The following is a 24,335-nucleotide window of genomic DNA, read 5'->3' on the forward strand; positions in this document are numbered from 1 at the left end:
CGGAACGCTTCTGCCGTTAGGCAGAAACCGCTGTAAAAGCGGAACCGTAATCAGCAACACCCGCAGCAATGGATATACACACTCCCCCCAAAAAAACAGCAGCGCCAATTTGTCGCACCGCGTCCATCGCATCACTTCTGATACATTCCCGCGCCATGAAACTGACCCGCGCAGACCGCCACCTGATCGCATGGATGCTCTACTGCTGCGTCCTGTTCAACGTGTTTGCCTGCAGCATCGGCCACGGCCAAATGGTCGGCATGCAACTCAACGGCATCGGCGGCGAGTTCTGCTCCACCGATGGCCGCGCCCTCACCACGGTCGATCCGTTCAAACCGGGTGAGCAGAAGCTGCCTACCCTCTCCGCCGCTTTCGGATGCCCCCTGTGCTCCACCGGCGGCATGGGTCCGGCGCTGAATTCCAGCCTGACCCTGGCCATCCTCCCCGAACAACACAGCCCGCCACCTGCGGTGGTTGCGTCCTTTGATCCCCCCTCGTCTTTCCATTGGCCCACCGCCAATCCCCGCGCACCACCCTTCGCCTGATCTGACTTCAGCCCCTTAACGTTCCCGTTTTTTCGGATACCTGTTTGCGTGGCCGACACACGTCTGTCGCAAACATGCGCCGAAGACTTGGGATTCGCTCGACCTCATTTCAGGTTCCCACCATGCAACGTATCCCCCTGCTCGCCGGTTTGATCGGCAGCCTGTCTCCTGTGGCCTACGCACAGCCCATCGATCTGGCCCCGGTCACGATCAACGATGAAAACATCACTGACGCCACCGGCCTGAACCTCGAACAACAGCCCACCAGCGCCAGCCATCTGGGGCTGACCCTACGCGAAACACCGGCCTCGATCGCAGTCGCCAACCGCGCGGACATCGAACGTCGTGGCGCGCAAAACTTTCAGGACGCTGCCAACACCCTGCCCGGCGTCAACGCCAGCGCACCTCCCGGTTTCGGCGGGTTTATTTCCTATCGCGGTTTTACCAGCAGCCAGGTGACGCAGATGTTCAGCGGCATCAACGTCGCGACGGGGCTGGCACGGCCGGTCAACAGCTGGATTTATGATCGGGTCGAATTGCTCGGCGGGCCCTCTTCCGTGATGAACGGCGCAGGCTCCGTGGGCGGCTCGCTGAACTACGTCACCAAGCTGGCGACCCGCCAGGAGCAGGCCGCCGAAGGGCGCGTCAGCTATGGCAGTTTCGATACCACGCAAACCGCGTTCGGCGTGAACCATGCGCTGAGCGACCCGACCTCGGAGATTCAACACTACGCCCGACTCGACGTCAGCCACACCACCAGCAAGGGCTACATCGACCGTCAGGAAAACGATGCCTGGAACGTGGCCTTTTCCCTGCTCAGCGACATCACGCCGGATCTGTCCCACACCCTGGCCCTGGAGTATCAGGACGAGCACGAGGACAGCCCCTATTGGGGCACGCCGGTGCTCAACCCCAAGGCCGGCGAATTGAAGATCGACAAACACAACCGCTTTCGCAATTACAACGTCGACGACGGGCTGTACGAACAGCGCACGAAGTGGATTCGCTCGATCATCGACTACCGCATCGACGACGCCACGGCCCTGCGCAACACCCTGTATCACCTGGACAGTCAGCGCGATTACCGCAACCTGGAGACCTATCAGTACAACGCCGACAACAGCGCAATCAATCGCTCCACCGCCTATCTCGTTCGCCACGAAGGCACGCAAGGCGGCGATCAGTTCGAGCTGCGTCATGACAGCAAACTACTGGGCATGGCCACGACCTGGGCGGGCGGTTTCGAGTACAAGGTCAACAGCACGACCAGCAATCCGTGGAATGTGCCCGCCAACAACAGCGTCGACCCGGATCACTTCGACCCCGGTCATTTCTATGATTTGCCAGGCACGCGACAGGGCTTTGTGAAGGACAAGACCAATCAGGTGACGACCAGGGCCGTGTTCGTGGAAAACCGCCTGGCGCTGAGCGAGCAGTGGTCGCTGGTGACCGGGCTGCGCTATGACGACATCGATCTGGACGTGACCAATCATCGCGTGGTGACGGCCAGCAACCCTCGGCATCTGCGTCGCGACTGGCAGCCGGTCACGGGCCGTGCGGGGCTGACCTGGCAGTTTTTGCCCAGCGCCAACGTGTATGTGCAATACAGCACGGCGGCTGAACAACCGAGCGGCACGCAGAATTTCGATGTGTCGACGGGCAAGCAGTGGGAAATCGGCAGCAAGTTCGATTACCTGCAAGGGCGCGGCTCGGCGACAGTCGCGGCCTACACCATCGAACGCAAGGACTTTGCCGTCACCGATCCGCAGGACCCGACCAACACCATTGCAGTGGGTCAGCAATCCTCGCGGGGCGTTGAGCTGGCCAGTGCATTGCGGATCACGCCGAGTCTGTTGCTTGAGGGCAATGTGGCCTGGGTCGACGCGCAGTACAACGAGTTCAACGAAAAGAATGCCGTTGGAGTCGTGGTCTCGCGCAAGGGCAATACGCCCACCAACGTGCCGGACAGGGTCGCCAATCTGTGGCTGACCTACGACTTCACGCCCAGTTGGCAAGGTGGCGTGGACGCGCGTTATGTGGCGTCGGTGTATGCCGACAACGCCAATACCCAGACTGTGCCGTCCTACACGCTGTATGGCAGCTTTCTGACCTTCAAGGTCGACTCTCACACCTCGATCACCGGCCGCGTGCGTAACCTGACCGACGAGGTCTATGCCCGCTTCGCCCACGTTTCGCCGGCGTACTACCTGGGCGAACCCCGTACGTTCGAGCTGGCGGTACAGACGCGCTTCTGATCCGGTGATGCTTCAGGGCTGGCGGATTACTCGCTGGCCTTGAACGTCAATTCGCCCTTTCGCCACTTCGCGGCCTTGGCGGTCGCGGCCTTGAGGATTTTGCTCAGGCCCAGCTGAATCTGCTCATGGGCGGCGAACACCATGAACACGGTGTGGGATTCCTTGAACACGATGCCATGACCTTCCGGCACATCGACAAAGGCATACTCGCCCAGGCCGTAGATGGTCATCTTGATCTCGCGAAAACGGATTTCGAACTTGCCGCCTTCACGGCTGGGCAATACCGCGGCGCGGAAATGGTCACCCACTTTAAGCTCCAGACGCGGCTTGTCATCGACCACCATGGCGCCCTCGGTGTCGATTTCGGACATGTAGATGCCCTCGGGAGACTGCTCGATGACATAAACGAAACGTGCCTGGAACTGCTTCACCAACTTCGCGCGCAAATCCCCCAGCACGAATAACGCATGGGTATCCAGATTACTTACTGCCAATGTACAAACTCCCAACCTGATAGGAACTCGCCTGGCTATCGGCCAGACAAGGAAAAGACGAGATAAACGGTGCGTCCCGGAGGCCGGACGCTGGCACGAGCACGGATTCTACCGGCTGAGAGTCTATATGGGATATATGCCTTTCGTCCGTAATGTCGCGGTTTTTGTACACGACATTGCCGTGACGGCTGTGTGCAATCGTATCCGCGCCCTGAACGCGGCAGCTGAATCGTTATGGCAAACGCTTAGAACTCTGGCGCACCCAACGCACTCAGATGCTACACAGCGTTGATGATCGACCACACCAGACAGGGTCCTTGACCCGCCAGGGAGACACCATGGAAATTACTACACCCACACTTGCCACACTGTTCGAGCAACTGGGGCTGGATTCGGATCAGGCCAGTATCGATGCATTCGTCAGCCAGCATCCACTGCCCGACGACGTGAAGCTGATCGACGCTGAATTCTGGACGCCGCAACAGGCGCGATTTCTGAAGGAAGAACTGCGGGTCGACGCCGAGTGGGCGCCGGTGGTGGATGAACTCAATGAGCTGTTGCATCCGCGCCACTGATCAAGTTAGACAGCAGGCAAGGGCGGCCCTGTTCAGGCCGCCTGTATCAAAGCGGATAGCCCGGCTGGCTGAGATTTAGAAAATGCTCACGCCCGTCGGCGGCGGGAGCGTGAAGAAACAGGCTGTCCAGTAAGGCTCCTCGGCGACCGATCGAACCATTCCAGTGCGCCGAACAGTGAATGTAGCGGCGATACAACATGCGCAGCTCCTCTGCCGTCAAAGGCTCACCCTGCCCGCGGGCGTAGGCGATCAATTTGACGGCCACCCCGCGTAGCTCCGGCGGCAGGCTCAGGTCCGCTGTATCGGGAAGGTCAATGAACGGCGCGCCCTCATCACAGGCCAGCGCGTGCATGACCCGCAGATAAATGCGCGATAGATGTCCGAACACCCGCCGCTGCAGCTTGACGCTCGCCACCACGCTCTTCATGCCCGGCCCGCGCTGGGCAATGCGCTCGAAACATTCGACGCTGAGCGACGCATTTTCATCATCAGGATCGATCCAGCGCTGGGCATTCAGAGTGTCCAGCTCGGCATGGGTCTGCAACCAGGCATCGGTGGTGTCGTAGGGCGTGTCGGCGCTGACCAGGCAGCGCCTGGGTCGGGTCAATGACACGATCTCCATGCTTTGCGGCGGGTAGCCGCCACCGATGTCCGAGTGACTGCCGGGCAGGATGATTTCTCGCGGCCAGTCAGGCGCCACTCGATTCAGGGCAAAATTGCGCCGATGCTCATCGCCGGCCACCAGATGCAGCACCTGCTGCGCACACCCGGGAGGCAGGAACAGATTGACTCGCGCGTTCACGGCATCGCGTACGTTGCCGAAATCGGAGATCCCACCCACCGCCGCAACAGTGTCGAACAACCCGATCACTTTCAGTCGAACGCTGCCGCAGGCCCAGGAAAACCCCGTAGCCAGCGGTAATCGTCCCTGCTTGAGCAGAGGCCCCAAGGCGCCACGGGACTGTTTGAGAACTTCATTGGCCAAATGACGCGCCGCTGCAGCCCCGCGACTGAAACCGAACAGATCGAACTCCACTGCGCCGATCACGTGTTGCGGGTTATGCCCGGCGAAGGCCTTGAGTACCCCATCTATTTTTTTGATACCGCGGCCGACCTTGGCCAGAACACCGGTATTGCCCCGACCAAAGCCCTGGCCTGAAACAAAAGAATCCCGCCCACCGGACGTGGTCCCGACGCCGCTGACATAAATAGCTTGATAAACTTTCAGGCCCTGCCCGTCATTTCTGGCAATCGGTTGATTGCGATAAAGATCTACAAGTTTCGCGATATTGGTTAGATCATTGCTGTAACTGCTGTTGGGGTCCGAATGTCGACCGCCACATTCCTTGATATGGGCGCCCTTGTAGATTTCGGCCATGGCCTGGCAGTCGGCGCCGATCTGGCTGTTGATACGATTATTGCCCGTACCGTCGAAGAAAACACCAATACGGACAGTGACATTCAGCGCGCCGACAACGCCGTTTGAACCTGCAGCTGAGTGAAGTGCTGTCATAAAAAACACCTGTGAGTGCGGTTAAAAACCCAGACAGTTTTAATATCTGGACACATAACCCACAGAATGCTTGCCCGCACAGCACCGTCAACACAGGTATTACACTTTCAGAAATATCCCACTGAGATATCAGACCGTTATTCAAAGCCTGCTAATTCTTCTTACAACAACCTTCTTTAAAACCCACAAATCACCAGAACACGTAAACAACAAACACGCGCCCGAGCAATAATTAAATATATTTATTCACCCCATTGATTAGTCGCATTAACGGAGCGCACGCCCTGGCCTGGCGCTCCGTTATCGGCAGCTCGCCTTCAGACCTGCCTGCCGGTTCCACCCTCAGGTTTGTAGCCCAGGCGCAAACCGCCCCAGTGCCTGCCCTTGACCATGATCGGCACGGACAGGTCGTGCATCAGCTCGCCGGTATCGCGGGTGTAAGTCTGCAGCAACACCGGTTGCTGATGGCTGCCGCAACGAATCCCGGTGCGATCCTCGAACTTGCGCTTGGTGCGGTTGTGCACGGTGTCGACAGCCGCGTCTCCCGTCAGTGGCTGGCTGAACGCCTGGTTGTGAGTGGGCACATAACCTTGCGGCGTGCAGGCGATGGCGAATACCAGACCTTCGTGACGGCTCAGCAACGGCTCCTGAATGGCGGGCAGCACCTGATCGGTGTAACGGTCGAACCGCGTCTGATACTTGACCGGCGAGGTGTTGGCGATGGGCTGATAACTGCGGTCGAACAGGTCTTCCAGACTCACGCGGCGCTGGTCGATGTCCTGCTCGAACTGCTGGGCGATGCGGCTGGCGCCTTCGCGCGCCAGGTCGTAGATACGCTGGTGATAGTCATCCAGCCCGACCTGGGCCAGGCGCTCGCTGATGCTCTCCGCCTGCCCTTCCATCTGCACGGCGGATTTCGCCAATTGACGGGTCTGGTCATCGCTGATCGCCAGGTCGCTGCGCATCTGCTCGACCGCAACGAACAGGCTGCTCAGCTGCGTCTGGTTGGTTTCAGCGCCCGAAGCGATTTCGCTGACCTGCCCTTCAACGCCCGCCGCCAGTTGCGCGATGCTCGCCAATTGGCTGCCAGTCATTTCAACCTGCGCCACGCCACCGCTCAGGTCACCGGAAAGCTGGCGAATCTGTTCGACCACCTGGGCGGTGCGCTGCTGAATGTCGGCAACCATTTGCCCAACCTCGCCCGTGGCTGTCGCGGTGCGCCCTGCCAAGCCACGCACTTCATCGGCGACCACGGCAAAACCTCGGCCATGTTCACCGGCCCGTGCGGCTTCGATGGCGGCATTGAGCGCCAACAGGTTGGTCTGGCTGGCGATCGACTGAATCACCGCCGTAACCCGCTGAATGTCTTCGCTGCGCTGGCTCAAAGCCTCGATCAATTGACGGCTGCTGTCAGCGCGCTCGCTGAGCTGGTGCATCAAGGCGATGGAATCATTGAGCACGGTCAGGCCCGCATCGCTGCTCTGGCGCACTTCACTGGCAGCGCTCAAGGCCTGCTGACTGAGGGAGGAGGTCGCGCGCTCGGTGGTGATCATCACATCGGCGCTGCTGACGATCTGTTCGGCGGCATCGACCTGAGACTGCAACCGGCTCGCCAGTTGCCTGACCGAAAACGCCACATCGGCAGCGGACAGCGCGTTATGGCTGGTACTGCGCGACAGGTCGCGGGTCAGGCGCTCCAGGGCGTCATCCTGCTGCGCGACCGGCGCGACCGCTGCCCGAAACGTCAAAAGACGAGGCAGCCACAGCGCCAGCAAGCCCAACGGCAAGCAGAGGTATATCGATGCGTCGCCCCAGGCCATGGCGGCGAACAGCAGGCAAAGTGCAAGACTCTGCAGCGAAGTCGTCAGCCAGTGAGCGCCTGCGGCGGGCGCGACAATGACCGCCGCGGGTGTTTTAGGGGAAAGCGTCCCTGGGTAACTTGCGTTAGCAGCCATATCCTTGACCCACCCTGCTTATCATTATTTTGCAAGCATTAAACGTCAGATAACGGCCATGCGCCATGAGCCGAAGGTGGTAGTCGGTCGGATTTTCTGCGAAAAGGGTCAGGCGTTTTTACACAAACTGCAGACGACAAAAAGCCCGACGGCCTCGGCGAAGGCAATCGGGCATTTGAGTCACGTTACCGAATCAGGCCTGACGCTGGTGGCGGTCGATCTGTTCGTGACGTTCCTGGGCTTCGATGCAGTACTTGGTGGTCGGGCTGATCAGCAGACGCTTCAGGCCGATAGGCTCACCGCTGTCATCGCACCAGCCGAAGGTGTCTTCAGCGATACGGGTCAGGGCCATTTCCAGCTGCGGCAGCATACGCTGGTCGCGGTCGATGGCGTTCACCAACCAGTGACGCTCTTCTTCAACCGAAGCGGCGTCCGCAGGGTCAGCCGGGCTGTCCAGGCTTTCGATAGCGATACGGCTCTGCTCGATGCGCTCGTGGATTTCCACTTTCATGGCCTGCAGCAGTTCCTGGAAGAAAGCGTGCTGCTCGGCGTTCATGTAGTCATCGGCCGGCATCGCCAGCAACTTTTCCTTGGTCATTGATTTCTCTATAAAAAAACGTGCATTAAGGCGAATCAAGGGAGCGCCTTGGCCCGATCGTAAAATGTAACGAGATCATCCGCGCCGTCGTCGCCAAGCGCCACCTGGCACTCAATTTACGAGGGGCGGCAGTCTAAGGCCGGGGTTCGTACTCGGCAACATAATTGAACAAGATTCGCTCAACAAGCCCCCAAATCCCCGGCGGTGTTGAGCCAAACGGGTGTTTCCATTCATTGCTGCGCAACGTTTGCGCAGGAGCGCGCTTGCCTGCGATAGAAACAGCCCAGTTCGTCGGGCGTGCCGCATCATCGTTTCATCGCGGGCAAGCGCGCTCCTACAGGAATCGTTGAAGACGGTCTCTGACCGATCATCTCCATTTGGGTTCAACCCATGGAAAAACGAAAAGGGCCCTGAATCAGGCCCTTTGTCGGTGTTTCTCGAATCCTCAGCGCTTGAGCTTGCGCTTGTTGCGGTATTGGTCGATGACCACCGCGACGACGATGATCAACCCTTTGATGATGTCTTGTACATAGGCGTCGACCCCCACGAAGGTAAATCCGCTGGCCATGACCCCGAGAATCAGCGCGCCGATCACGGTGCCGGTGATCCGCCCGACGCCCCCGGCCAGGCTAGTACCGCCGATCACCGCGGCGGCAATCGCATCCAGCTCATAGGAAACGCCCATGCCCGCCTGCCCTGTCGCCGCCCGTGCCGAGGCCACCACGCCGGCCAGGCCCGCCAAGAGACCCGCGATGCTGTAGACGATCACCAGATGACGCTTGACGTTGATCCCCGAGGTGCGCGCCGCCTGCATGTTGCCGCCAATGGCGTAGGTGTATTTGCCGTATTTGGTGTAGCGCAGGGCGATGTGAAAGATCACCGCGACCACCAGGAAGATGATCACTGGCATCGCACCCTGACCAATGGCGGTGTAGGAATCGTTGAGCATGCTCACAGGCTGGCCGCCGGTGTAAAAGCGCGCCAAGCCCCGGGCCGACACCATCATGCCCAGGGTGGCGATGAACGGCGGAATCCCGGTGATGGCGATGATGCTGCCGTTGATCGCCCCGGCCAGTAGCCCCACCCCGAGCCCGGCAGCAATCGGTATCCATACCGGCAGGTCAGTGAGCGACGGAAACACGGCGCGGGTGTAATCCGACGATTGCGCGAGACTGGCGGCTATCATCGCCGTGAGCGCCAGCACCGAGCCTGATGACAAATCGATGCCGGTGGTGATGATCACCTGGGTCACGCCGATAGCGATCAGGCCGATGATCGACACCTGCAGGATCATCAGCACCAGACGCTGGGAGTTCATCAGAAAGCTCTGATCGCGCACCACCCAGCCGAAGATCTCGAAGATCAGACCGATACCGATCAGGACCAGAAAGATGCTCAGTTCGGTGGGCATCCGGCGTTTGTGCTTGGTCGGTGCCAAGGCAGGTTTGTTTTCCAGTATCGCGTTCATCTTCATATGTGCCTCTTGTTCTACGCCCTCTAAAGGGCCATTGGCCTTTAGTGGATCGAGTTGCCGGACGCCAGGTGCATCACCCGCTCCTGGGTCGCGTCTGCGCGGTCGAGGGTGCCCATCATTTCGCCTTCGTGCATGACCATGACCCGGTCACTCATGCCCAGGACCTCCGGCAGTTCGGAGGAAATCATGATCACCGCCATGCCTTCGCTGGCCAGCAACGAGATCAGCCGGTAGATCTCGGCCTTGGCGCCGACATCGATGCCGCGGGTCGGCTCGTCGAGAATCAGCACCCGCGGGTTGGTCATCAGCCAGCGTGCGATCAAGGCCTTCTGTTGATTACCACCGGACAGCGTGTCGATGCACTGCTCCAGCGACGGCGTCTTGACCCGCAGTTTCTTGCACATGTCTTCGCACAGGGCGCGCAATGCTTTCTGATGCACGAAGCCATTGCCGACGTAATGGGGCAGCACCGCCATTTCCATGTTTTCCAGCACCGAAAGACAGGGAAACAGGCCGCTGAGCTTGCGGTCTTCGGTCAGCAAGGCGAAGCCTTTCTCGATGGCGAAGTGCGGGTCGCTGACCTTGATCGGCAAGCCGTCGAGCTGAATTTCACCTGCCGTGCAGGGCGTGATGCCGAAAATGGTTTCGGCAACGTTGGTGCGCCCGGAGCCCATCAGACCGGCGATGCCCAGCACCTCACCCGCATGCAGATCGAACGACACACCCTTGAACACGCCGTCCAGAGACAGGTTGCGCACCGACAGCAACAGCTTGCCAATCGGTGTGTCACGTTCAGGGAAAAGCTGTGTCAGTTCACGACCGACCATCATCGAGATCAGGCTGTCACCGTCCATGCTGTCGGCACGTTGCAGGCCGATGTAGGCACCGTCTCGAAACACCGCCACTTCGTCGGCGATGGCGAACACTTCGTTCATTTTGTGGGTGATATAGATGATGCCCTTACCCTGCGCGCGCAGGTCGGCAATGATCGAGAACAGGTGGGCGACTTCCTTCTCGGTGATCGCCGAAGTCGGTTCGTCCATGATCAGCACGTCGGAGTCGTAGGACACGGCCTTGGCGATCTCGACCATCTGCCGCTCGGCGATGCTCAAGTTGCCCACGTGTTCTTCAGGGTCGAGGTTGATGCGCAGCCGGTCCAACAGCTCCTGGGTGCAGCGGTGCATGGCGCGGTGGTCGACCATGTGCAGCCCGTTGAGCTGCTCGCGACCGATCCAGATGTTCTCGGCGATGCTCATGTGCGGCATCAGGTTGAGTTCCTGGTGAATCATCGCAATGCCTGATTGCAGCGCCGCCAGCGGCGATTCGAACACCACCGGTTTGCCCCGCAGGCGAATCTCGCCGGTGTCCGGCTGGTAGATGCCGGCAATGATTTTCATCAGCGTGGACTTGCCCGCGCCGTTTTCGCCCATCAGCGCCAGCACACTGCCGGGACGCACGCGCAATTGCACGTTGTCCAGCGCCACCACGCCAGGAAAGCCTTTGCTGATATTGGTGATTTCCAGCAGGTAGGGATGCTCGGCGGGGGTGGTCGCAAGGTCGGCGGTTGCGCTGGCCTGGACGGTGGAAGCAGTAGCAGAAGCGAACATGGTCACAGGCTCCTCACGTGACGTCGGAGCAGAGGGGAATGGCCCGCCTCTGCGTCCGGTCAGTTGTCGTGGTGTGAACGTTATTTGAAGGTGCTGACGTTTTCAGGGGTGATCAGCTTGAACGGGATCACGATGGCCTGTTGCGGCAGCGCTTCCTTCTTCACCAGCTTCACGGCTGCGTCGATGGAACCCTCGCCCTGCCCTTTGGCGTCCTGGAACACCGACACGGTCAGGTCGCCCTTCCTGACGGCGGCCAGGCCGTCCGGCGTGCCGTCGACACCCGCTACAAGCACGTCACCTTGCTTCTTGCCCGCCTGCTTCAGCGCCATGGACGCGCCGATGGCCATTTCGTCATTGTTGGAAAGCACGGCGCTGAAATCACGACCCTGGGTCAGCCAGTTGTTGGTGATGTCCATGCCTTTCTGACGACCCCAGGCGCCCTCCTGTTCTTCGGCAATCTTGATGTCCGGGAATTTTTTCAGGACCTCTTTGACGCCCTCGGTGCGGTCGCGGGTCGAGTTGTTCGACAGCTCGCCCAGCAGGATCACCACACTGCCTTTGCCGCCGAGCTTGTCGGCGATGTACTGCGCCTGCAGGCGACCGGCTTCCTTGTCGTCAGAGGTCACTGACGCCACGCCTTCAGGCAGCTTCGGATCATCAGGACGGCGGTTGACGTAGACCAGCGGGATCCCGGCAGCGGTGGCTGCCTTGGTGATGCGCCCGGTAGCGGCGGTGTCCACCGGGTTGACGATCAGGGCGTCGACTTTCTTGCCGATCAACTCCTGAATCTGGTCGAGCTGTTTGTTGACGTCGTTGCGGGCATCGACGTATTGCAGGTCGACGTCACCCATTGCCTTGGCCTTCTTGCTCATGTCTTCGCGCATATAGGTCAGGTAGGTGTCATCGAACTGCGACATGGCCACGCCAATTTTCAGATCGGCCGCCAGAGTGGCGCCGCTGCCGAGCATCAGGGCCAGTGCCAGGGAGGTAAAATGGGCTTTGGTGTTCATGTACGGTCTTTCTCCAAATTCTTGTTGTTGTAGTGAATTGGCTAACGACTGCAGCGGTTCAGAGCGTGTTGTGAGGGGTGGAAAATTTCGGGCTTGGAAAGTGCGCCACCGACACGCCCGCCGGACCGCAGACCATCACGCCACTGCTTTGAACGCAGAGGACGCGGGCAACGGTTTCCAAGGTTTTGTCGAGAGAGTGGTTGAGGAACTGGCGCGACAGCGCACGGAAGGGAGCAAGCAGAGAACGTGATGCAGAGCGGCGAACCTTGGCGGCTTTGTTGAAAATGTTCATCGACGGTACCTGTCTTTTTGGCTTTCTTGTTTTTGTTTCGTTCGTCCGGACCGTGCAGCTTGGTATCGGGTCTGAACGTCGAGATTCGGCAACCTGAGAACGACTCTATTGGAAAATAATTTCTACTTCAACCGTTTTTAGAATTTATTTCTATTTTCGTTTTCTATCTGTGTGACACCGCGTCTCGATGGGCTGGACATGGCCACGGTGGGAGCGAATTCATTCGCGATAGGGTTTTCGAGCCAACGCATGGTTGTCGCCTGATACATCTTTCGCGAATGAATTCGCTCCCACCGTTTTTAAACCCGGCGTGCCTGTTACAGCGCGACAACCCGCCCTTCCAGCGCGCTGATTCTGGCCGCATCCAGCACTTTCGCCGACGCCACGGCATCGCGGGCATCCACCGGATTGCGCCCCTGATTCATCACCGCGTTCTGTAACTGGCGATAGAACTCGGGCCAGCAGCCGCGCTCGGACGGCACACGCTCGCGGTGCTCGCCCTGTTCGAACCAGCCCCAGCGTCGATGCTCCTCAACACCCCAGCGCTCGCCCTCGGATTTGGGCGACAACCCGGCCAAGGCCGACGCCTCCTGGCCATCAAGGCCTTCAACGGTATAGCAGCCTTGCGAGCCGTTGACCCGAAAGCGGGGTCCTTGAGCGTTTTGCAGGCAATTGCCCCACAGGTGCGAGGTCACGCCGCTGGCATGGATCAGCGACACGAAGAAGCCGTGATCGACCTTTTTCTCGGGAGTCGCGAACTCCAGTTCCGCATACACCCGCGTTACCGGGCCGAACAGCAGCAGCGCCTGGTCCACCAGATGGCTGCCCAGGTCGCGCAGGATGCCGCCGCCGCTTTCCTTGCCCACCGAAGACGGCGAATAACGCTCGACCCGGGATTCGAAACGGCTGATTTCGCCCAGCACGCCTTGATCGATGAGCTTGCGCACAGTGAGAAAGTCCGAGTCCCAACGACGATTCTGATACACGCCGAGCAACACGCCACGGCGTTCGGCGGCGTCGACCAGCGCTTGGGCGTCTTGGGCTGAAGGGGCAAAGGGTTTGTCACTGACCACGGGCACACCGAGTTCGATGGCCTCCAGAATCAGCGCCCGACGGGACGCCAGCGGCGTGGAAATCACCACCGCATCGACGCCGGCCGCGACCAGATCGGCCAGGGTGTCGAAGGCCGGGACCTTGGGGTAATCCTTGCTCAGGTCCTGGCGGCGTTCAGGGGAGCGCGTCACCACCCCCGCAAAGGTGCCGCCGGGGAGGCTGGCCAGCAGCGGGGCGTGAAAGAAGCGTCCGCCCTTGCCGTAGCCGATGAGTCCGATTTTCATGTGAGCATCTCCTCGTCCTGTAGGAGCGCGCTTGCCCGCGACGGCGGTGTGCCAAGGGTTAGCGATGTTCCAGACACACCGCATTCGCAGGCAAGCGCGCTCCTACAGGTTGTTGTTTGTCAGTACTTCCGGGCCTTGGCCAGCATCGCTTTCTGCCGTTCGTAGGCCTCCGCGGTCTTGTCGCTGGTCGACACTTCGGCCACGCCCACGCGCCACCACGACAGGTAACCGTGAATCATGGTCTTGGGCAGGACCTTGATGTCGATCAGCGTCGACACACTCTGCTTGCGCGCATCGGCCAGTGCCGCTTCCAGCTCCTCCACGGTTTTCACCTTGTAGGTCTTGCAGCCGTAGGCCGCGGCGCTCATGGCGAAATCCACCGGCACGAACTCGCCGTCCAGCAGCCCGGTTTCCGGGTTGCGATAACGGAACTCAGTGCCGAAGCTGCCCATGCCGTTGCCCATCTGCAGGTTATTGATGCAACCGAAGGCCATATTGTCGAGCAGCACCACGTTGATCTTGCGCCGCTCCTGGATCGAGGTGGCCAGCTCCGAGTGCAGCATCATGTAGGAACCATCGCCGACCAACGCATAGACCTCACGCTCGGGCGCGGCCATTTTTGCACCCAGTGCGGCGTTCACCTCATAACCCATGCACGAATAGCCGTACTCGACGTGGTAACTGTCGACGCTGGTGCTGCGCCAGGCGCGCTGCAAATCACCCGGCAAGCTGCCTGCCGCCGCCACAATGACCGCATCGTGGGGCAACTGTTGATTGAGCACGCCGAGCACGCGGCTTTGGGTCAGGCACGAGCCGGTCATTTCGATGAAGTCGCGCAGTACCTGAGGGTCCAGATGACCGGGAACTTCCGGCTCGAAATCCTGAGTCTGGTATTCAACGGCGTACAGCCGATCGACTTCCGCATCCAGCGCCGCGCGGGCCTGGCGAGGCTCTTCACCCCATTGCGCGCGGTAGTCGCCAAGGCCCTTGGCCAGCTCTTGCAACGCCAGTTGCGCATCGGCCAGCACTTGCACGCCGTCGAGCTTCTGCACATCGAACGCGCCGACGTTGAGGTTGAGGAACTGCACGTCCGGGTTCTGGAACAGCGATTTGGAACCGGTGGTGAAGTCGCTGTAGCGCGTGCCGACGCCGATGATCAGATCGGCCTCGCGCGCCAGGGTGTTGGCCGCCAGCGAACCGGTCTCACCAATGCCCCCCATGTTCAGCGGGTGCGCCGAAACGATGGCGCTCTTGCCTGCCTGGGTTTCGCTGAATGGAATGTCGAAACGCTCGGCGAACGCCTGCAACGCTGCCGCCGCGCCGGAATACCGCACGCCACCGCCGCAGATCAGCAGCGGCTTGCGCTTGCCCTTGAGCAGCGTCAAAGCGTCCTTGAGCATGGCCTGAGTCGGCGGACGGCGGTCGATGCGGTGCACGCGTTTGTGCAGGAAAGAATCGGGGTAATCGTAGGCTTCGCCCTGCACGTCTTGCGGCAAAGCCAGGGTGACCGCGCCGGTTTCGGCAGGGTCGGTGAGCACGCGCATGGCGTTGAGCGCGGCGCTCATCAGTTGTTCGGGGCGGTTGACCCGGTCCCAGTATTTGCTAACGGCCTTGAACGCATCGTTGGTGCTGATGCTCAGGTCGTGGAATTGCTCGATCTGTTGCAGCACCGGATCCGGCTGACGGCTGGCGTAGACATCCCCTGGCAGCAGCAACAGCGGAATGCGGTTGGCCGATGCGGTGGCAGCAGCGGTGATCATGTTCGCCGCGCCCGGGCCGACCGAAGAGGTGCAGGCGTAGATCTGGCGGCGCAGGTGCTGCTTGGCAAAGCCCATGGCTGCGTGGCACATGCCTTGCTCGTTGCGGCCCTGATGCACGACCAGATCGCCGCTGTCCTGCTCCAGTGCCTGGCCCAGACCCAGGACGTTGCCGTGGCCGAAAATGGTGAACACCCCGGCGACGAATTTGCTCTGCACGCCGTCGACTTCGACGTACTGGTTATCGAGAAACTTCACCAGGGCCTGGGCCATGGTCAATCGTGTCGTGGTCATGCTTGCACCTTGTTTTTATGGGAGGTGTCTCGGATCAAGGGGGTTTTCTGTGGGAGCGAATTCATTCGCGATGCGACAGGTCAGCCGATGTAGGTGTCTCGGATGTGCCGGCCTCTCGCGAATGGATTCGCTCCCACAGTTGATCGCATTCCAGCAGGCGAATAGCGCTTACTTCGCCGTCGGCATACTGAACTCAGCGCCCTTCGCAATGCTGTCCGGCCAGCGCTGCATCACGCTCTTGTAGCGGCTGTAGAAACGCAGGCCTTCTTCGCCGTAGGCATGGTGGTCGCCAAACAGCGAGCGCTTCCAGCCGCCGAACGAGTGCCAGGCCATCGGCACTGGAATCGGCACGTTGATGCCGACCATGCCCACCTTGATGTTGCGGGCAAAGGCGCGGGCGATGCCGCCGTCGCTGGTGAAACACGAGACCCCGTTGCCGAATTCGTGAGCGTTGATCAGCGCCACGGCAGAGGCAAAGTCCGGCACGTGAACGATGCCCAGCACCGGGCCGAAAATCTCTTCCTTATAGATAGTCATTTCGGGAGTGACATCGTCGAACAGCGTTGCCCCGACGAAGAAGCCGTTTTCAGCGCCTGGCACCTTGAAGTTGCGGCCGTCGACGATCAGCTTGGCGCCTTCTTTCACGCCCTGCTCGATATAGCCCTCAACCTTGGCCTTGTGCACCGCCGTGACCAGCGGGCCCATGTCCGAATCCTTGTTCATGCCATTGCCGACTTTGAGCGAGTCGATGCGCGGCAGCAGTTTGTCGATGAGTTTCTGGCCGACATCGCCCACCACCACGGCAATGGAGATCGCCATGCAGCGCTCGCCGGCCGAGCCGTAGGCCGCGCCGATCAAGGCGTCCGCAGCCTGATCCAGATCGGCATCGGGCATGACGATCATGTGGTTCTTCGCCCCGCCCAGCGCCTGAACGCGCTTGCCGTGGGCCGTGCCCTGCTGATGAATGTACTCGGCAATCGGCGTCGATCCGACGAAGGAAATCGCCTCGATGCCCTTATGTTGCAGCAGTGCATCCACCGCAACCTTGTCACCCTGCACGACGTTGAACACGCCGTCCGGCAGACCGGCCTGTTGGAGCAGACGCGCCATCAGCAACGAGGCCGAAGGGTCGCGCTCGGAGGGCTTGAGGATGAAGCAGTTGCCGGTGACCAGCGCCATGGGAATCATCCACAGCGGCACCATGACCGGGAAGTTGAACGGCGTGACGCCTGCGCACACGCCCAGTGGCTGACGCAGGTTCCAGTTGTCGATGCCACCGCCGATGTTGTCGCTGAAATCGCTTTTCAAAAGGCTCGGCGCGCCGCAGGCGAACTCGACGATTTCGATGCCGCGCACCACTTCGCCGCGGGCGTCGGAAAACACCTTGCCGTGTTCACGGCTGATGATTTCGGCCAGTTCGTCGTGGTGCTGATCGAGCAGTTCCTTGAACTTGAACATCACCCGCGCGCGACGCAGCGACGACTGATCGGCCCACGCCGGGAACGCTGCCTGGGCCGCAGCCACGGCCTCTTCGACGGTTTGCAGTTCCGCCAGCGCAACCCGGGCCTGGACCGCGCCGGTGGCCGGGTTGAACACATCACTGAAACGCTCGCTGGCGTCCTGCACCTGGCCGTTGATGTAGTGGCCGATAATCGGGGCGTTGCTCATTGCCTGCTCCTTAAAGAATGCGTCGAACTCAAAGATCCAGCAGCCACTGATGCTGCGGATCGTTGTGAAATTGCCAGGCGCGTTTAGGCCCGGCCATCACGTTCAGGTAATAGGATTCGTAGCCATACGGCACGCTGACCGGGTGATAACCCTTGGGCACGGTCACCAGGTCGTTGTTCTCAACCGCCATGGCCTGATCGATGCTGCGATCGTCGGTGTAGACGCGCTGAAAGATGAAGCCCTGAGGCGGGTTGATCTGGTGGTAATAGGTCTCTTCGAGAAAGCTCTCGTGGGGCAGATCGTCTTTGTCGTGCTTGTGCGGCGGGTAGCTGGACGAATGACCTGACGGGGTGCGTACCTCGACGACCAGCAGCGAATGCGCAGGCTCGGTGTCCGGCAAGATATCGCAGACGTAGCGGGTGTTGGCCGCCTTGCCGCGCACGCTGCGTTTCATGGTATCGGGTTTGATCAGGCGCGCAGGCAAGTCTTTGGCAGCATCGCCGGGGGCGGCGCATACGGCGATCTGCACGGCGCTCAGGGCCACGACCTGGGCCTGACTGTAGGGCGGCAGGTAAACGGCGAAGGGCGATTTGTCTTCGAAGACCGATTGCCGATCGCCGATGTTTTCCCAGCTGAAGCTGCCTTGCCCCGGCGCTTCGCCGCTGACACTGACCCGACCGCTGAGCAGCACCAGGCACAGCTCTTTGTCACCGGAGTTGACCGGCAGGCGCTCGCCCACACTCAGGCGATGCGCGGCAAACCCGACGTACTCCAGCACGCCCTCGCCCAGTGCCACGACATCGCGGCCGCTGGCGTTACTTTTGACCAGGAGATTCATGTTCACAGGCTCCTTTGTGCAGGGTTCGACTCTTGTGCGGCAGCCAGCAGATTGCGCAGCGTGTCATAACCTTTCTTGGCATAGACATAGCTCGGCGCCACCGCCGGGTCCTGTTCGGCTTCGACCACCAGCCAGCCTTCATAACGCGCTTGCAGCAAGACATCCAGTAGCGCGGCGAAATCGATGTCGCCATCGCCCGGCACGGTGAAGGTGCCATTGACGATGCAGTCCGGGAAACTCCACAGGTTGTTGCGCGCCAGTTGCACCACCGGTTTGCGCACATCCTTGAAATGCACGTGGCAGACCCGGTCAATGTGCTTGCGCAGCACCTGCAGCGGGTCGCCGCCGCCCATGTAGCAATGGCCCGAATCGAACAGCAGGCCGACTTCACTGCCGGTCAGGGCCATCAGTTTGTCGATGTCGTCAGGGGATTCGACATACGCGCCCATATGGTGGTGGTAGGCCAGACGCACGCCTTGGGACAGGGTGAAACGCGCCAGTTCCGTGAGCTTGTCAGCGTACTCCTGCCAGGCGCTGTCGCTGCGAAAGCGCGGACGCTCCACCAGACGAATGCGCGAGCCCTGAATCGAGTCGGCGACTTCGCCGTACACCAGCACCTTGGCGCCGTTGTGTTTGAGCAGTTCGACGTGACCGGCGATGGCTTCGATCTCTTCGGCCACCGAACGCTGGGCCAGACGGCTGGAATACCAGCCCGACACCAGCGCCAGGTCATAGGGTTGGAGCACGTCGGCGACGCCTCTTGCGTCCTTGGGAAACTTGCCGTTGAGCTCGAAACCTTCGTAGCCGATTTCCTTGCCTTCGCTGAGCGCTGTGCTCAGCGGGGTTTCGCCGCCCAGGGCCGGCAGGTCGTCGTTGCTCCAGGAAATCGGGTTGATGCCAATTCGGATTGCGGAAGCGGGCATGGCTGCACCTTTATTGTTCTTGTCGCTTTGGAAAATATTCACTAGGGCCAAACGCTAAAGCGCAGCGGCTCAGGCTCGTGCCTCGCGCCAGGACTCGATCAGGAAACCAAAAGTGCTCTGCACCCGACTGATCAGCCCGGCGTCGTCGATCTCGCCTTCCAGCCACGCGCGGCTCGGTTCGTGGAAAATCGTGCGACCGACGGCAAAACCGCGGCAGGTCGTGCTTTTGCTGGCTTCACGGAACCCCGCGGCCAGGGTTTCGGCCGGGGCGTTGAGGCCCAGCAGCACCACACCGCGGCAGTACGGATCGCGCTCCTGAATCAGCGCATCGAGTTTTTCCCAGACCTCAGCGGATTGGGTTTCGATCTTCCACCACGCCGGGTAGATGCCGAGGTTGTACAGGCGTTTGAGCGAGCGGTAGATGACATCCGGATGAGCCGACGGGTGATCCTTCGGCGGAATGACTTCCAGCAGCAGCTCGTGACCACTGGCCTGGGACGCCTGATACAGGCCCATCAACTGCGCTTCCTGCTCCAGCCGCAGCATCGGCTCGTCATCCGGGTGGTATTGCACCAGGCACTTGATGATCTGCTCTTTAGGCCAGGCCACCAGATTGCTGCCCACCGAACGGCCGTGCTCGAAGGCCAGGGGACGCGAACCCTGCACTTCCACAGGACGGGCAATCCACCAGTTGCGCCCGGTCGCGGCGTTCAGCGCGTCCTGCCCGAAACGCTGGTCAGCGAGCAACCCGACATCGGCCTGAATACCGCGTTTTGCAAGGTCCGTCTCGACCCGCTCCACCGCCTGAATGAACAGCTGCTTGAGCTGACCGATGCAGCTCAGGTCACGCCCGGCTTTCTGTGCCAGCTCGACCAGTTGCCCGCGATGATCGAAGGCAAAAATGAACAGTTGCTTCCATTCCTTGCGCGGCACGCTGACCTGATGCAGACGCTGCAGCACGACGTCCTGATCCGGTCGCGTGATCGGCACCGGGCTACTGAACAGGTAATCCAGCTCGGCCAGGGTCGGCATTGCCGGGGCGCAAGCGTGACGGGAAACCACCAGCCCACCACAGGCATTGGCCAGCTGGCAGCAGCGCTCGTCGCTTTCGTCGTTGAGCCACCCCTTGAGAAAGCCCGACATGAAGGCATCGCCCGCGCCCAGCACGTTGAGCACTTCGACGCGCACGCCGGGGTAGATCGCGCCGTCTTCCAGGCGCGAAGGGATTGCGCCATGAATCACGGTGCAGCCCTGCGGGCCCAGCTTGACCACCAGCGTCGCGGCGGTCAGCTCGCGCACGGTGCGCAAGGCGCTGAGCAAGTCGGTCGAGCCGCCTGCGATGAGGAATTCTTCTTCGGTGCCAACGATCAGGTCGAAGCGCGGCAGGATGCGCTGCACGTGCTGGCTGACATTCTGGTTGGCAACGAATCGGGTCTCGCCGTCGGCCTTGCCGGTCAGGCCCCAGAGCACCGGGCGGTAGTCGATGTCGAGCACGCGTTTGACGTTGTGCTTCTCGGCGTAGTCCAGTGCCTGGCTGCTGGCCTTGAACACCTGATCGGTGGAGAAATGCGTGCCGGTGATCAGCAGCGCCTTGCTCGAGGCGATCTGCGCTTCAGAGATGTCTTCGGCGCTCAGCGCCATGTCGGCGCAATTCTCGCGGTAGAACACCAGCGGGAAGGTTTCGCGATCCTTGATGCCCAGCACCACCATGGCGGTCAGGCGCTCGGCATCGATCTTGATGCCACTGACGTCACAGCCTTCGCGGGCCAGGGATTCGACGAGGAAGCGACCGCCGTGGTCGTTGCCCACGCGGGTCAGCATGGCGGATTTGACGCCCAGGCGCGCGGTGCCAAAGGCGATGTTGGCGGAGGACCCGCCCAGGTATTTGGCGAAACTGCTGACGTCTTCGAGCCGCGCCCCGACCTGCTGCGCGTAGAGATCGACGCCCAGGCGTCCGAGGCACACAACGTCCAACGGACGTTCACTGGCAAAACGAGTCTGGCCCATATTGGCTCCTGTTATTTTTATCAGCCTGCGCCGCACAGCGTGTGTACGAAACGCCCTTTGTGGGATGCAGACTAGAACGCTCTAGCCTCACGATCAACGATTTTTTCTAATTTATTTTCATGTGGAACTTTTTTTCTATTTTCACAAATGCGGGTCGGTCGTGCTAAACAGGCAGGATATAAATGTGAAGCCCTGTAAACTGCGGGCCATAAGAAAAGCTTGAGGAATCCGACCGTATGTCCAGCACTGATCAGCCATCTCTGCCCGAGACCGACGACACCCCTGCGTCGCCCATCACCGCACCGGACACGGCTGACGCCCTGCTCAAGCTGATCACCACCGAATACGAAAGCCTGCCGCGCCAGCTCAAGCGCATCGCCAGTTACATGAGCCAGCAGAGCGACCGGATCATGGTCGACCGCATCAGCGACATCGCCCGCGAGTGCGAGGTGCACCCTTCGGCGATCGTGCGCTTCTCCCAGCGTTTCGGGTTCAGCGGCTTCAGCGAAATGCAGGCGCTGTTCCGCGAGGCCTATACCCACAAAGCCACGCCGGTGCAGAACTACCAGCAGCGCATCCGCAGCATGATCGCCAACAAGTCGCAGAAGGCCAGCGGCGGCGACCTCGCCCGCGAATGCGTGAACGCCACGCTGTCAGGCCTTGAGCGGCTGGCGCTGGAACTGGACGACGAAGCCTTCGAAAAAGCCGTGGATCTGGTGGTCAACGCCGACAACATCTATGTGGTGGGGGTGCGGCGTTCCTTCGCGGTGGCGGACTATCTGGTCTACAACCTGCAGCACACCAACAAGCGCATCCACCTGATTTCGGGGCTGGGCGGCAGTTATCGCGAGCAGATGCGCAGCGTGCGGGCCAATGATCTGGTGATCGCGATCAGCTTTACGCCATACGGCAAGGAGACTCAGCACTGTTTGCGCATTGCTCAACATCATCAGGCCAAGACGTTGATCATCACCGACAGCAATCTGTCTCCCCTGGCCAAACGGGCGAATTCGGTGTTGCTGGTCAATGAGGGGAGTTCGTTTGCGTTTCGGTCGTTGAGCGCGACGTTGTGTTTATGTCAGGCGCTGTTCATCGCGGTGGCGTATCGGTTGGAGTTGAAGGTGGATGAGATGTCGGAGCAGGTTGGATTTGAGGATTAGGCCTTTTCTTTTTTGATTCTGCCTAACGGCAGAAGCGTTCCGCCTACGGCGGGTTACTTGGAAAAGTCGGAATGCCGCACCACCCCCAAGTAACCAAGGGTGCTTGCTTCTGGCTTGGCCTCTCCTTCGTCGAGGTTCCCTCAGCTCTGGCCTGCACCCAAGTCGCGATTCGTGTCGTCTGGTCTGTCGCGTATGAAGATCAAGATCAAAAGCGAACGCCTGTCTCGAATCCTGCAAAACCTGTAGGAGCTACCGGAGCTGTGCGACAGTGGCGAATGCGGTGTGTCAGGCAATACCTCTGCAGCTGACCCACCGCTTTCGCCACTGTCGGAACCTCCAGAGCTTGTACAGGTACAGCGTCAGCCTTGAGAAACTTGATTTTGATCCTGCCTTGCTCTGGCCTTTGATTTTGATCTTCAACCGAAAAATTGCAGGCGCCGCAGAACGCGACTCGGGTTGCAGGGAACTTCGACGAAGTCGAAGCCAACCAAGAGCAGGGTCTTTGAACTGCCCCCCCAAAAAAACCAAACACCCAGAAACCTGTACAAAACCGACGAGCTGTACAATATTTGTGTAGCTTTTTGATATTACGTTTGTGATGATCTGTGCACTGCAGATGGACATCGCAGGTGAGTATTGACACGCGCTCGATCGGCCATGGAACGAGGTCCCTAAGTTGTTCCACTTGCCAGAGCCGCCATCATGTTTTTCGACTCTTCCAAGAACAAGACCATCCAAAACCTGCAACTGACCGTTTCCCACCAGGCCAGTCTACTGGACGCCATCAGCCGCTCCATGGCGAGCATCGAGTTCGACCTCAATGGTGTCGTACTCACCGCCAATGACAATTTCTTCAAGACCATGCGCTACCGCCCTGAACAGGTGATCGGCAAGGAACACCGCATGTTCTGCACCTCCGAATATGCCCGCAGCAACGAGTACGCTCAACTCTGGTCGCGCCTGCGCAATGGCGAGTTTGTCTCGGCGACGTTTCAACGCGTGGCCGGCGACGGCAGCACGGTGTGGCTGGAGGCCAGCTATAACCCTGTCTGTGACGCCAATGGCAACGTCGAGAAAGTCATCAAATACGCGACGGACGTCACCGCAAAGCTGCAGGCCGAAAGCGAGACCCGCAACAAGCTGCAGGCCATCGACCGCGCCATGGCGGTGATCGAATTCGATGTGGACGGCCGCATCATCGCCGCCAACGACAACCTGCTGCGCCTGTTGGGCTACAGCCGTCAGGAGTTGCTGGGCAAGAGCCACAAGCTGCTCTGCCCCGCCGAGCTGACAAGCGGCGCTGATTACAAGGATTTCTGGAAACGCCTGAACAAGGGCGAGTTTTTCAGCGGCCAATTCAAGCGCATCGGCAAGCAGGGTCAGACACTGTGGCTGGAAGCGTCCTACAACCCGGTTTATGACGCCTGCGGCAAGCTGAGCAAGGTGGTGAAGTTCGCCTCCGACGTCACCGCACGGATCGAAAAGCACAAGCAGGACGCCCACAGCGCCGCGCAGGCGTATCACATCTCTGTGCAGACTCAGAAAGTCGCCGAGCAAGGCACGCAAGTGATTCAGCAGGCGGCCAGTGAAATGCGCCAGATTTCGCGCAACATTGACGATTCATCGCGGATCATCGGTCAATTGGGCGAACGCTCGGAGCAGATCACGGCCATCGTCAACACCATCCACAGCATCGCCGATCAAACCAATCTGCTGGCCCTCAACGCCGCCATCGAAGCGGCTCGCGCGGGGGATCAGGGTCGCGGATTCGCCGTGGTGGCGGACGAAGTGCGGCAGCTGGCCGGGCGCACCAGCCGCTCGACTCAGGAGATTTCAGAGATGATTCAGCTGATCCAGAACGAAACCCGCCAGGCCATCGTCAGCATGGACAACACCCGCAACAACGCGATCAAGGGTGTGGATCTGGCGGATCAGGCGGGTTCGGCGATCGTGCAGATCAGTAACGGGACCAACGATGCCGTGGATGCCGTGCGGGTGTTTGCCGGCAGGGATTGATATCGCTACCCCAACCT

Annotated in this window: 18 protein-coding genes and 2 pseudogenes; 6 read left to right on the forward strand and 14 right to left on the reverse strand. The window is 60.3% G+C overall.

Annotated elements, in window-relative coordinates:
• Nucleotides 1-155 precede the first annotated feature (155 nt).
• Both AC07V9_RS21265 and AC07V9_RS21270 read left to right on the forward strand, forming a co-directional pair.
• Nucleotides 156-545 carry a DUF2946 domain-containing protein gene (locus tag AC07V9_RS21265; protein WP_495017613.1) on the forward strand — a complete coding sequence of 130 codons (390 nt, stop codon included), beginning with the start codon at nt 156-158 and terminating at the stop codon, nt 543-545.
• A 122-nt stretch (nt 546-667) separates the two neighbouring features.
• Complete coding sequence (locus AC07V9_RS21270) at nt 668-2,800, forward strand: TonB-dependent receptor (protein ID WP_495017614.1); 2,133 nt, start codon at nt 668-670, stop codon at nt 2,798-2,800.
• Nucleotides 2,801-2,826: 26 nt separating this feature from the next.
• On the opposite strand, the gene AC07V9_RS21275 is transcribed toward AC07V9_RS21270, so the two are convergent.
• Nucleotides 2,827-3,294: a hypothetical protein gene (locus AC07V9_RS21275; RefSeq protein ID WP_495017615.1), complete on the reverse strand. Its 468-nt coding sequence runs from the start codon at nt 3,292-3,294 to the stop codon at nt 2,827-2,829.
• A 338-nt stretch (nt 3,295-3,632) separates the two neighbouring features.
• Between AC07V9_RS21275 and AC07V9_RS21280 the strand changes: the two genes are divergently transcribed.
• Complete coding sequence (locus AC07V9_RS21280; protein WP_495017616.1) at nt 3,633-3,869, forward strand: DUF2789 domain-containing protein; 237 nt, start codon at nt 3,633-3,635, stop codon at nt 3,867-3,869.
• A gap of 46 nt (nt 3,870-3,915) precedes the next feature.
• Here the strand turns inward: AC07V9_RS21280 and AC07V9_RS21285 are convergent, their stop codons facing one another.
• The 13 genes from AC07V9_RS21285 to AC07V9_RS21345 form a co-directional block, all read right to left on the reverse strand.
• Nucleotides 3,916-5,382 (reverse strand): T6SS phospholipase effector Tle1-like catalytic domain-containing protein, encoded by a 1,467-nt coding sequence (locus AC07V9_RS21285; RefSeq protein WP_495017617.1) that lies wholly within the window; start codon nt 5,380-5,382, stop codon nt 3,916-3,918.
• Between the two features lie 317 nt (nt 5,383-5,699).
• Nucleotides 5,700-7,337, reverse strand: a complete 1,638-nt coding sequence (locus tag AC07V9_RS21290) for a methyl-accepting chemotaxis protein (protein WP_495017618.1) — start codon at nt 7,335-7,337, stop codon at nt 5,700-5,702.
• 193 nt (nt 7,338-7,530) lie between these two features.
• The gene (locus AC07V9_RS21295) at nt 7,531-7,935 is read right to left on the reverse strand and encodes a TraR/DksA family transcriptional regulator (protein WP_495017619.1); all 405 of its coding nucleotides are present in this window, start codon (nt 7,933-7,935) and stop codon (nt 7,531-7,533) included.
• A gap of 445 nt (nt 7,936-8,380) precedes the next feature.
• Nucleotides 8,381-9,403 (reverse strand): ABC transporter permease, encoded by a 1,023-nt coding sequence (locus AC07V9_RS21300; protein WP_495017675.1) that lies wholly within the window; start codon nt 9,401-9,403, stop codon nt 8,381-8,383.
• Nucleotides 9,404-9,450: 47 nt separating this feature from the next.
• Complete coding sequence (locus tag AC07V9_RS21305; protein WP_495017620.1) at nt 9,451-11,016, reverse strand: sugar ABC transporter ATP-binding protein; 1,566 nt, start codon at nt 11,014-11,016, stop codon at nt 9,451-9,453.
• Nucleotides 11,017-11,096: 80 nt separating this feature from the next.
• A complete protein-coding gene (locus tag AC07V9_RS21310) occupies nt 11,097-12,026 on the reverse strand; it encodes a sugar ABC transporter substrate-binding protein (RefSeq protein ID WP_495017621.1) in 930 nt (309 codons plus the stop codon).
• A gap of 58 nt (nt 12,027-12,084) precedes the next feature.
• Entirely contained in the window at nt 12,085-12,318 is a 234-nt protein-coding gene (locus AC07V9_RS21315; protein ID WP_495017622.1) for a hypothetical protein, read from the reverse strand.
• A gap of 317 nt (nt 12,319-12,635) precedes the next feature.
• On the reverse strand, nt 12,636-13,655 hold the full coding sequence (locus AC07V9_RS21320) for a Gfo/Idh/MocA family protein (RefSeq protein ID WP_495017623.1): 1,020 nt from the start codon (nt 13,653-13,655) through the stop codon (nt 12,636-12,638).
• 119 nt (nt 13,656-13,774) lie between these two features.
• The gene (gene iolD, locus AC07V9_RS21325) at nt 13,775-15,706 is read right to left on the reverse strand and encodes a 3D-(3,5/4)-trihydroxycyclohexane-1,2-dione acylhydrolase (decyclizing) (RefSeq protein ID WP_495017624.1); all 1,932 of its coding nucleotides are present in this window, start codon (nt 15,704-15,706) and stop codon (nt 13,775-13,777) included.
• 168 nt (nt 15,707-15,874) lie between these two features.
• On the reverse strand, nt 15,875-17,374 hold the full coding sequence (locus AC07V9_RS21330; RefSeq protein WP_495017625.1) for a CoA-acylating methylmalonate-semialdehyde dehydrogenase: 1,500 nt from the start codon (nt 17,372-17,374) through the stop codon (nt 15,875-15,877).
• 28 nt (nt 17,375-17,402) lie between these two features.
• Complete coding sequence (gene iolB / locus AC07V9_RS21335; protein ID WP_495017626.1) at nt 17,403-18,212, reverse strand: 5-deoxy-glucuronate isomerase; 810 nt, start codon at nt 18,210-18,212, stop codon at nt 17,403-17,405.
• Between the two features lie 2 nt (nt 18,213-18,214).
• Complete coding sequence (gene iolE, locus AC07V9_RS21340) at nt 18,215-19,135, reverse strand: myo-inosose-2 dehydratase (RefSeq protein WP_495017627.1); 921 nt, start codon at nt 19,133-19,135, stop codon at nt 18,215-18,217.
• A 69-nt stretch (nt 19,136-19,204) separates the two neighbouring features.
• The gene (locus AC07V9_RS21345) at nt 19,205-21,142 is read right to left on the reverse strand and encodes a bifunctional 5-dehydro-2-deoxygluconokinase/5-dehydro-2-deoxyphosphogluconate aldolase (RefSeq protein WP_495017628.1); all 1,938 of its coding nucleotides are present in this window, start codon (nt 21,140-21,142) and stop codon (nt 19,205-19,207) included.
• A 236-nt stretch (nt 21,143-21,378) separates the two neighbouring features.
• Here AC07V9_RS21345 and AC07V9_RS21350 point away from each other — a divergent pair, with 236 nt between their 5' ends.
• The 3 genes and pseudogenes from AC07V9_RS21350 to AC07V9_RS21360 all read left to right on the forward strand — a co-directional run.
• A complete protein-coding gene (locus tag AC07V9_RS21350) occupies nt 21,379-22,302 on the forward strand; it encodes a MurR/RpiR family transcriptional regulator (protein ID WP_495017629.1) in 924 nt (307 codons plus the stop codon).
• A gap of 795 nt (nt 22,303-23,097) precedes the next feature.
• A pseudogene (locus AC07V9_RS21355) lies at nt 23,098-23,775 on the forward strand (PAS domain-containing protein); the annotation flags it as partial.
• 111 nt (nt 23,776-23,886) lie between these two features.
• Nucleotides 23,887-24,318: pseudogene (locus AC07V9_RS21360) on the forward strand (methyl-accepting chemotaxis protein); the annotation flags it as partial.
• Nucleotides 24,319-24,335 lie beyond the last annotated feature (17 nt).

This window comes from Pseudomonas sp. GW821-FHT02A11, assembly GCF_059421985.1.

Bases quoted from the DNA above. Each gene is read 5' to 3' on its own strand.
- iolD (WP_495017624.1), bottom strand. From the start codon at position 15,706: ATGACCACGACACGATTGACCATGGCCCAGGCCCTGGTGAAGTTTCTC.
- AC07V9_RS21280 (WP_495017616.1), top strand. From the start codon at position 3,633: ATGGAAATTACTACACCCACACTTGCCACACTGTTCGAGCAACTGGGG.
- AC07V9_RS21310 (WP_495017621.1), bottom strand. From the start codon at position 12,026: ATGAACACCAAAGCCCATTTTACCTCCCTGGCACTGGCCCTGATGCTC.
- AC07V9_RS21290 (WP_495017618.1), bottom strand. From the start codon at position 7,337: ATGGCTGCTAACGCAAGTTACCCAGGGACGCTTTCCCCTAAAACACCC.
- AC07V9_RS21320 (WP_495017623.1), bottom strand. From the start codon at position 13,655: ATGAAAATCGGACTCATCGGCTACGGCAAGGGCGGACGCTTCTTTCAC.
- AC07V9_RS21265 (WP_495017613.1), top strand. From the start codon at position 156: ATGAAACTGACCCGCGCAGACCGCCACCTGATCGCATGGATGCTCTAC.
- iolE (WP_495017627.1), bottom strand. From the start codon at position 19,135: ATGCCCGCTTCCGCAATCCGAATTGGCATCAACCCGATTTCCTGGAGC.
- AC07V9_RS21285 (WP_495017617.1), bottom strand. From the start codon at position 5,382: ATGACAGCACTTCACTCAGCTGCAGGTTCAAACGGCGTTGTCGGCGCG.
- AC07V9_RS21270 (WP_495017614.1), top strand. From the start codon at position 668: ATGCAACGTATCCCCCTGCTCGCCGGTTTGATCGGCAGCCTGTCTCCT.
- AC07V9_RS21305 (WP_495017620.1), bottom strand. From the start codon at position 11,016: ATGTTCGCTTCTGCTACTGCTTCCACCGTCCAGGCCAGCGCAACCGCC.
- AC07V9_RS21300 (WP_495017675.1), bottom strand. From the start codon at position 9,403: ATGAACGCGATACTGGAAAACAAACCTGCCTTGGCACCGACCAAGCAC.
- iolB (WP_495017626.1), bottom strand. From the start codon at position 18,212: ATGAATCTCCTGGTCAAAAGTAACGCCAGCGGCCGCGATGTCGTGGCA.
- AC07V9_RS21315 (WP_495017622.1), bottom strand. From the start codon at position 12,318: ATGAACATTTTCAACAAAGCCGCCAAGGTTCGCCGCTCTGCATCACGT.
- AC07V9_RS21295 (WP_495017619.1), bottom strand. From the start codon at position 7,935: ATGACCAAGGAAAAGTTGCTGGCGATGCCGGCCGATGACTACATGAAC.
- AC07V9_RS21330 (WP_495017625.1), bottom strand. From the start codon at position 17,374: ATGAGCAACGCCCCGATTATCGGCCACTACATCAACGGCCAGGTGCAG.
- AC07V9_RS21345 (WP_495017628.1), bottom strand. From the start codon at position 21,142: ATGGGCCAGACTCGTTTTGCCAGTGAACGTCCGTTGGACGTTGTGTGC.
- AC07V9_RS21350 (WP_495017629.1), top strand. From the start codon at position 21,379: ATGTCCAGCACTGATCAGCCATCTCTGCCCGAGACCGACGACACCCCT.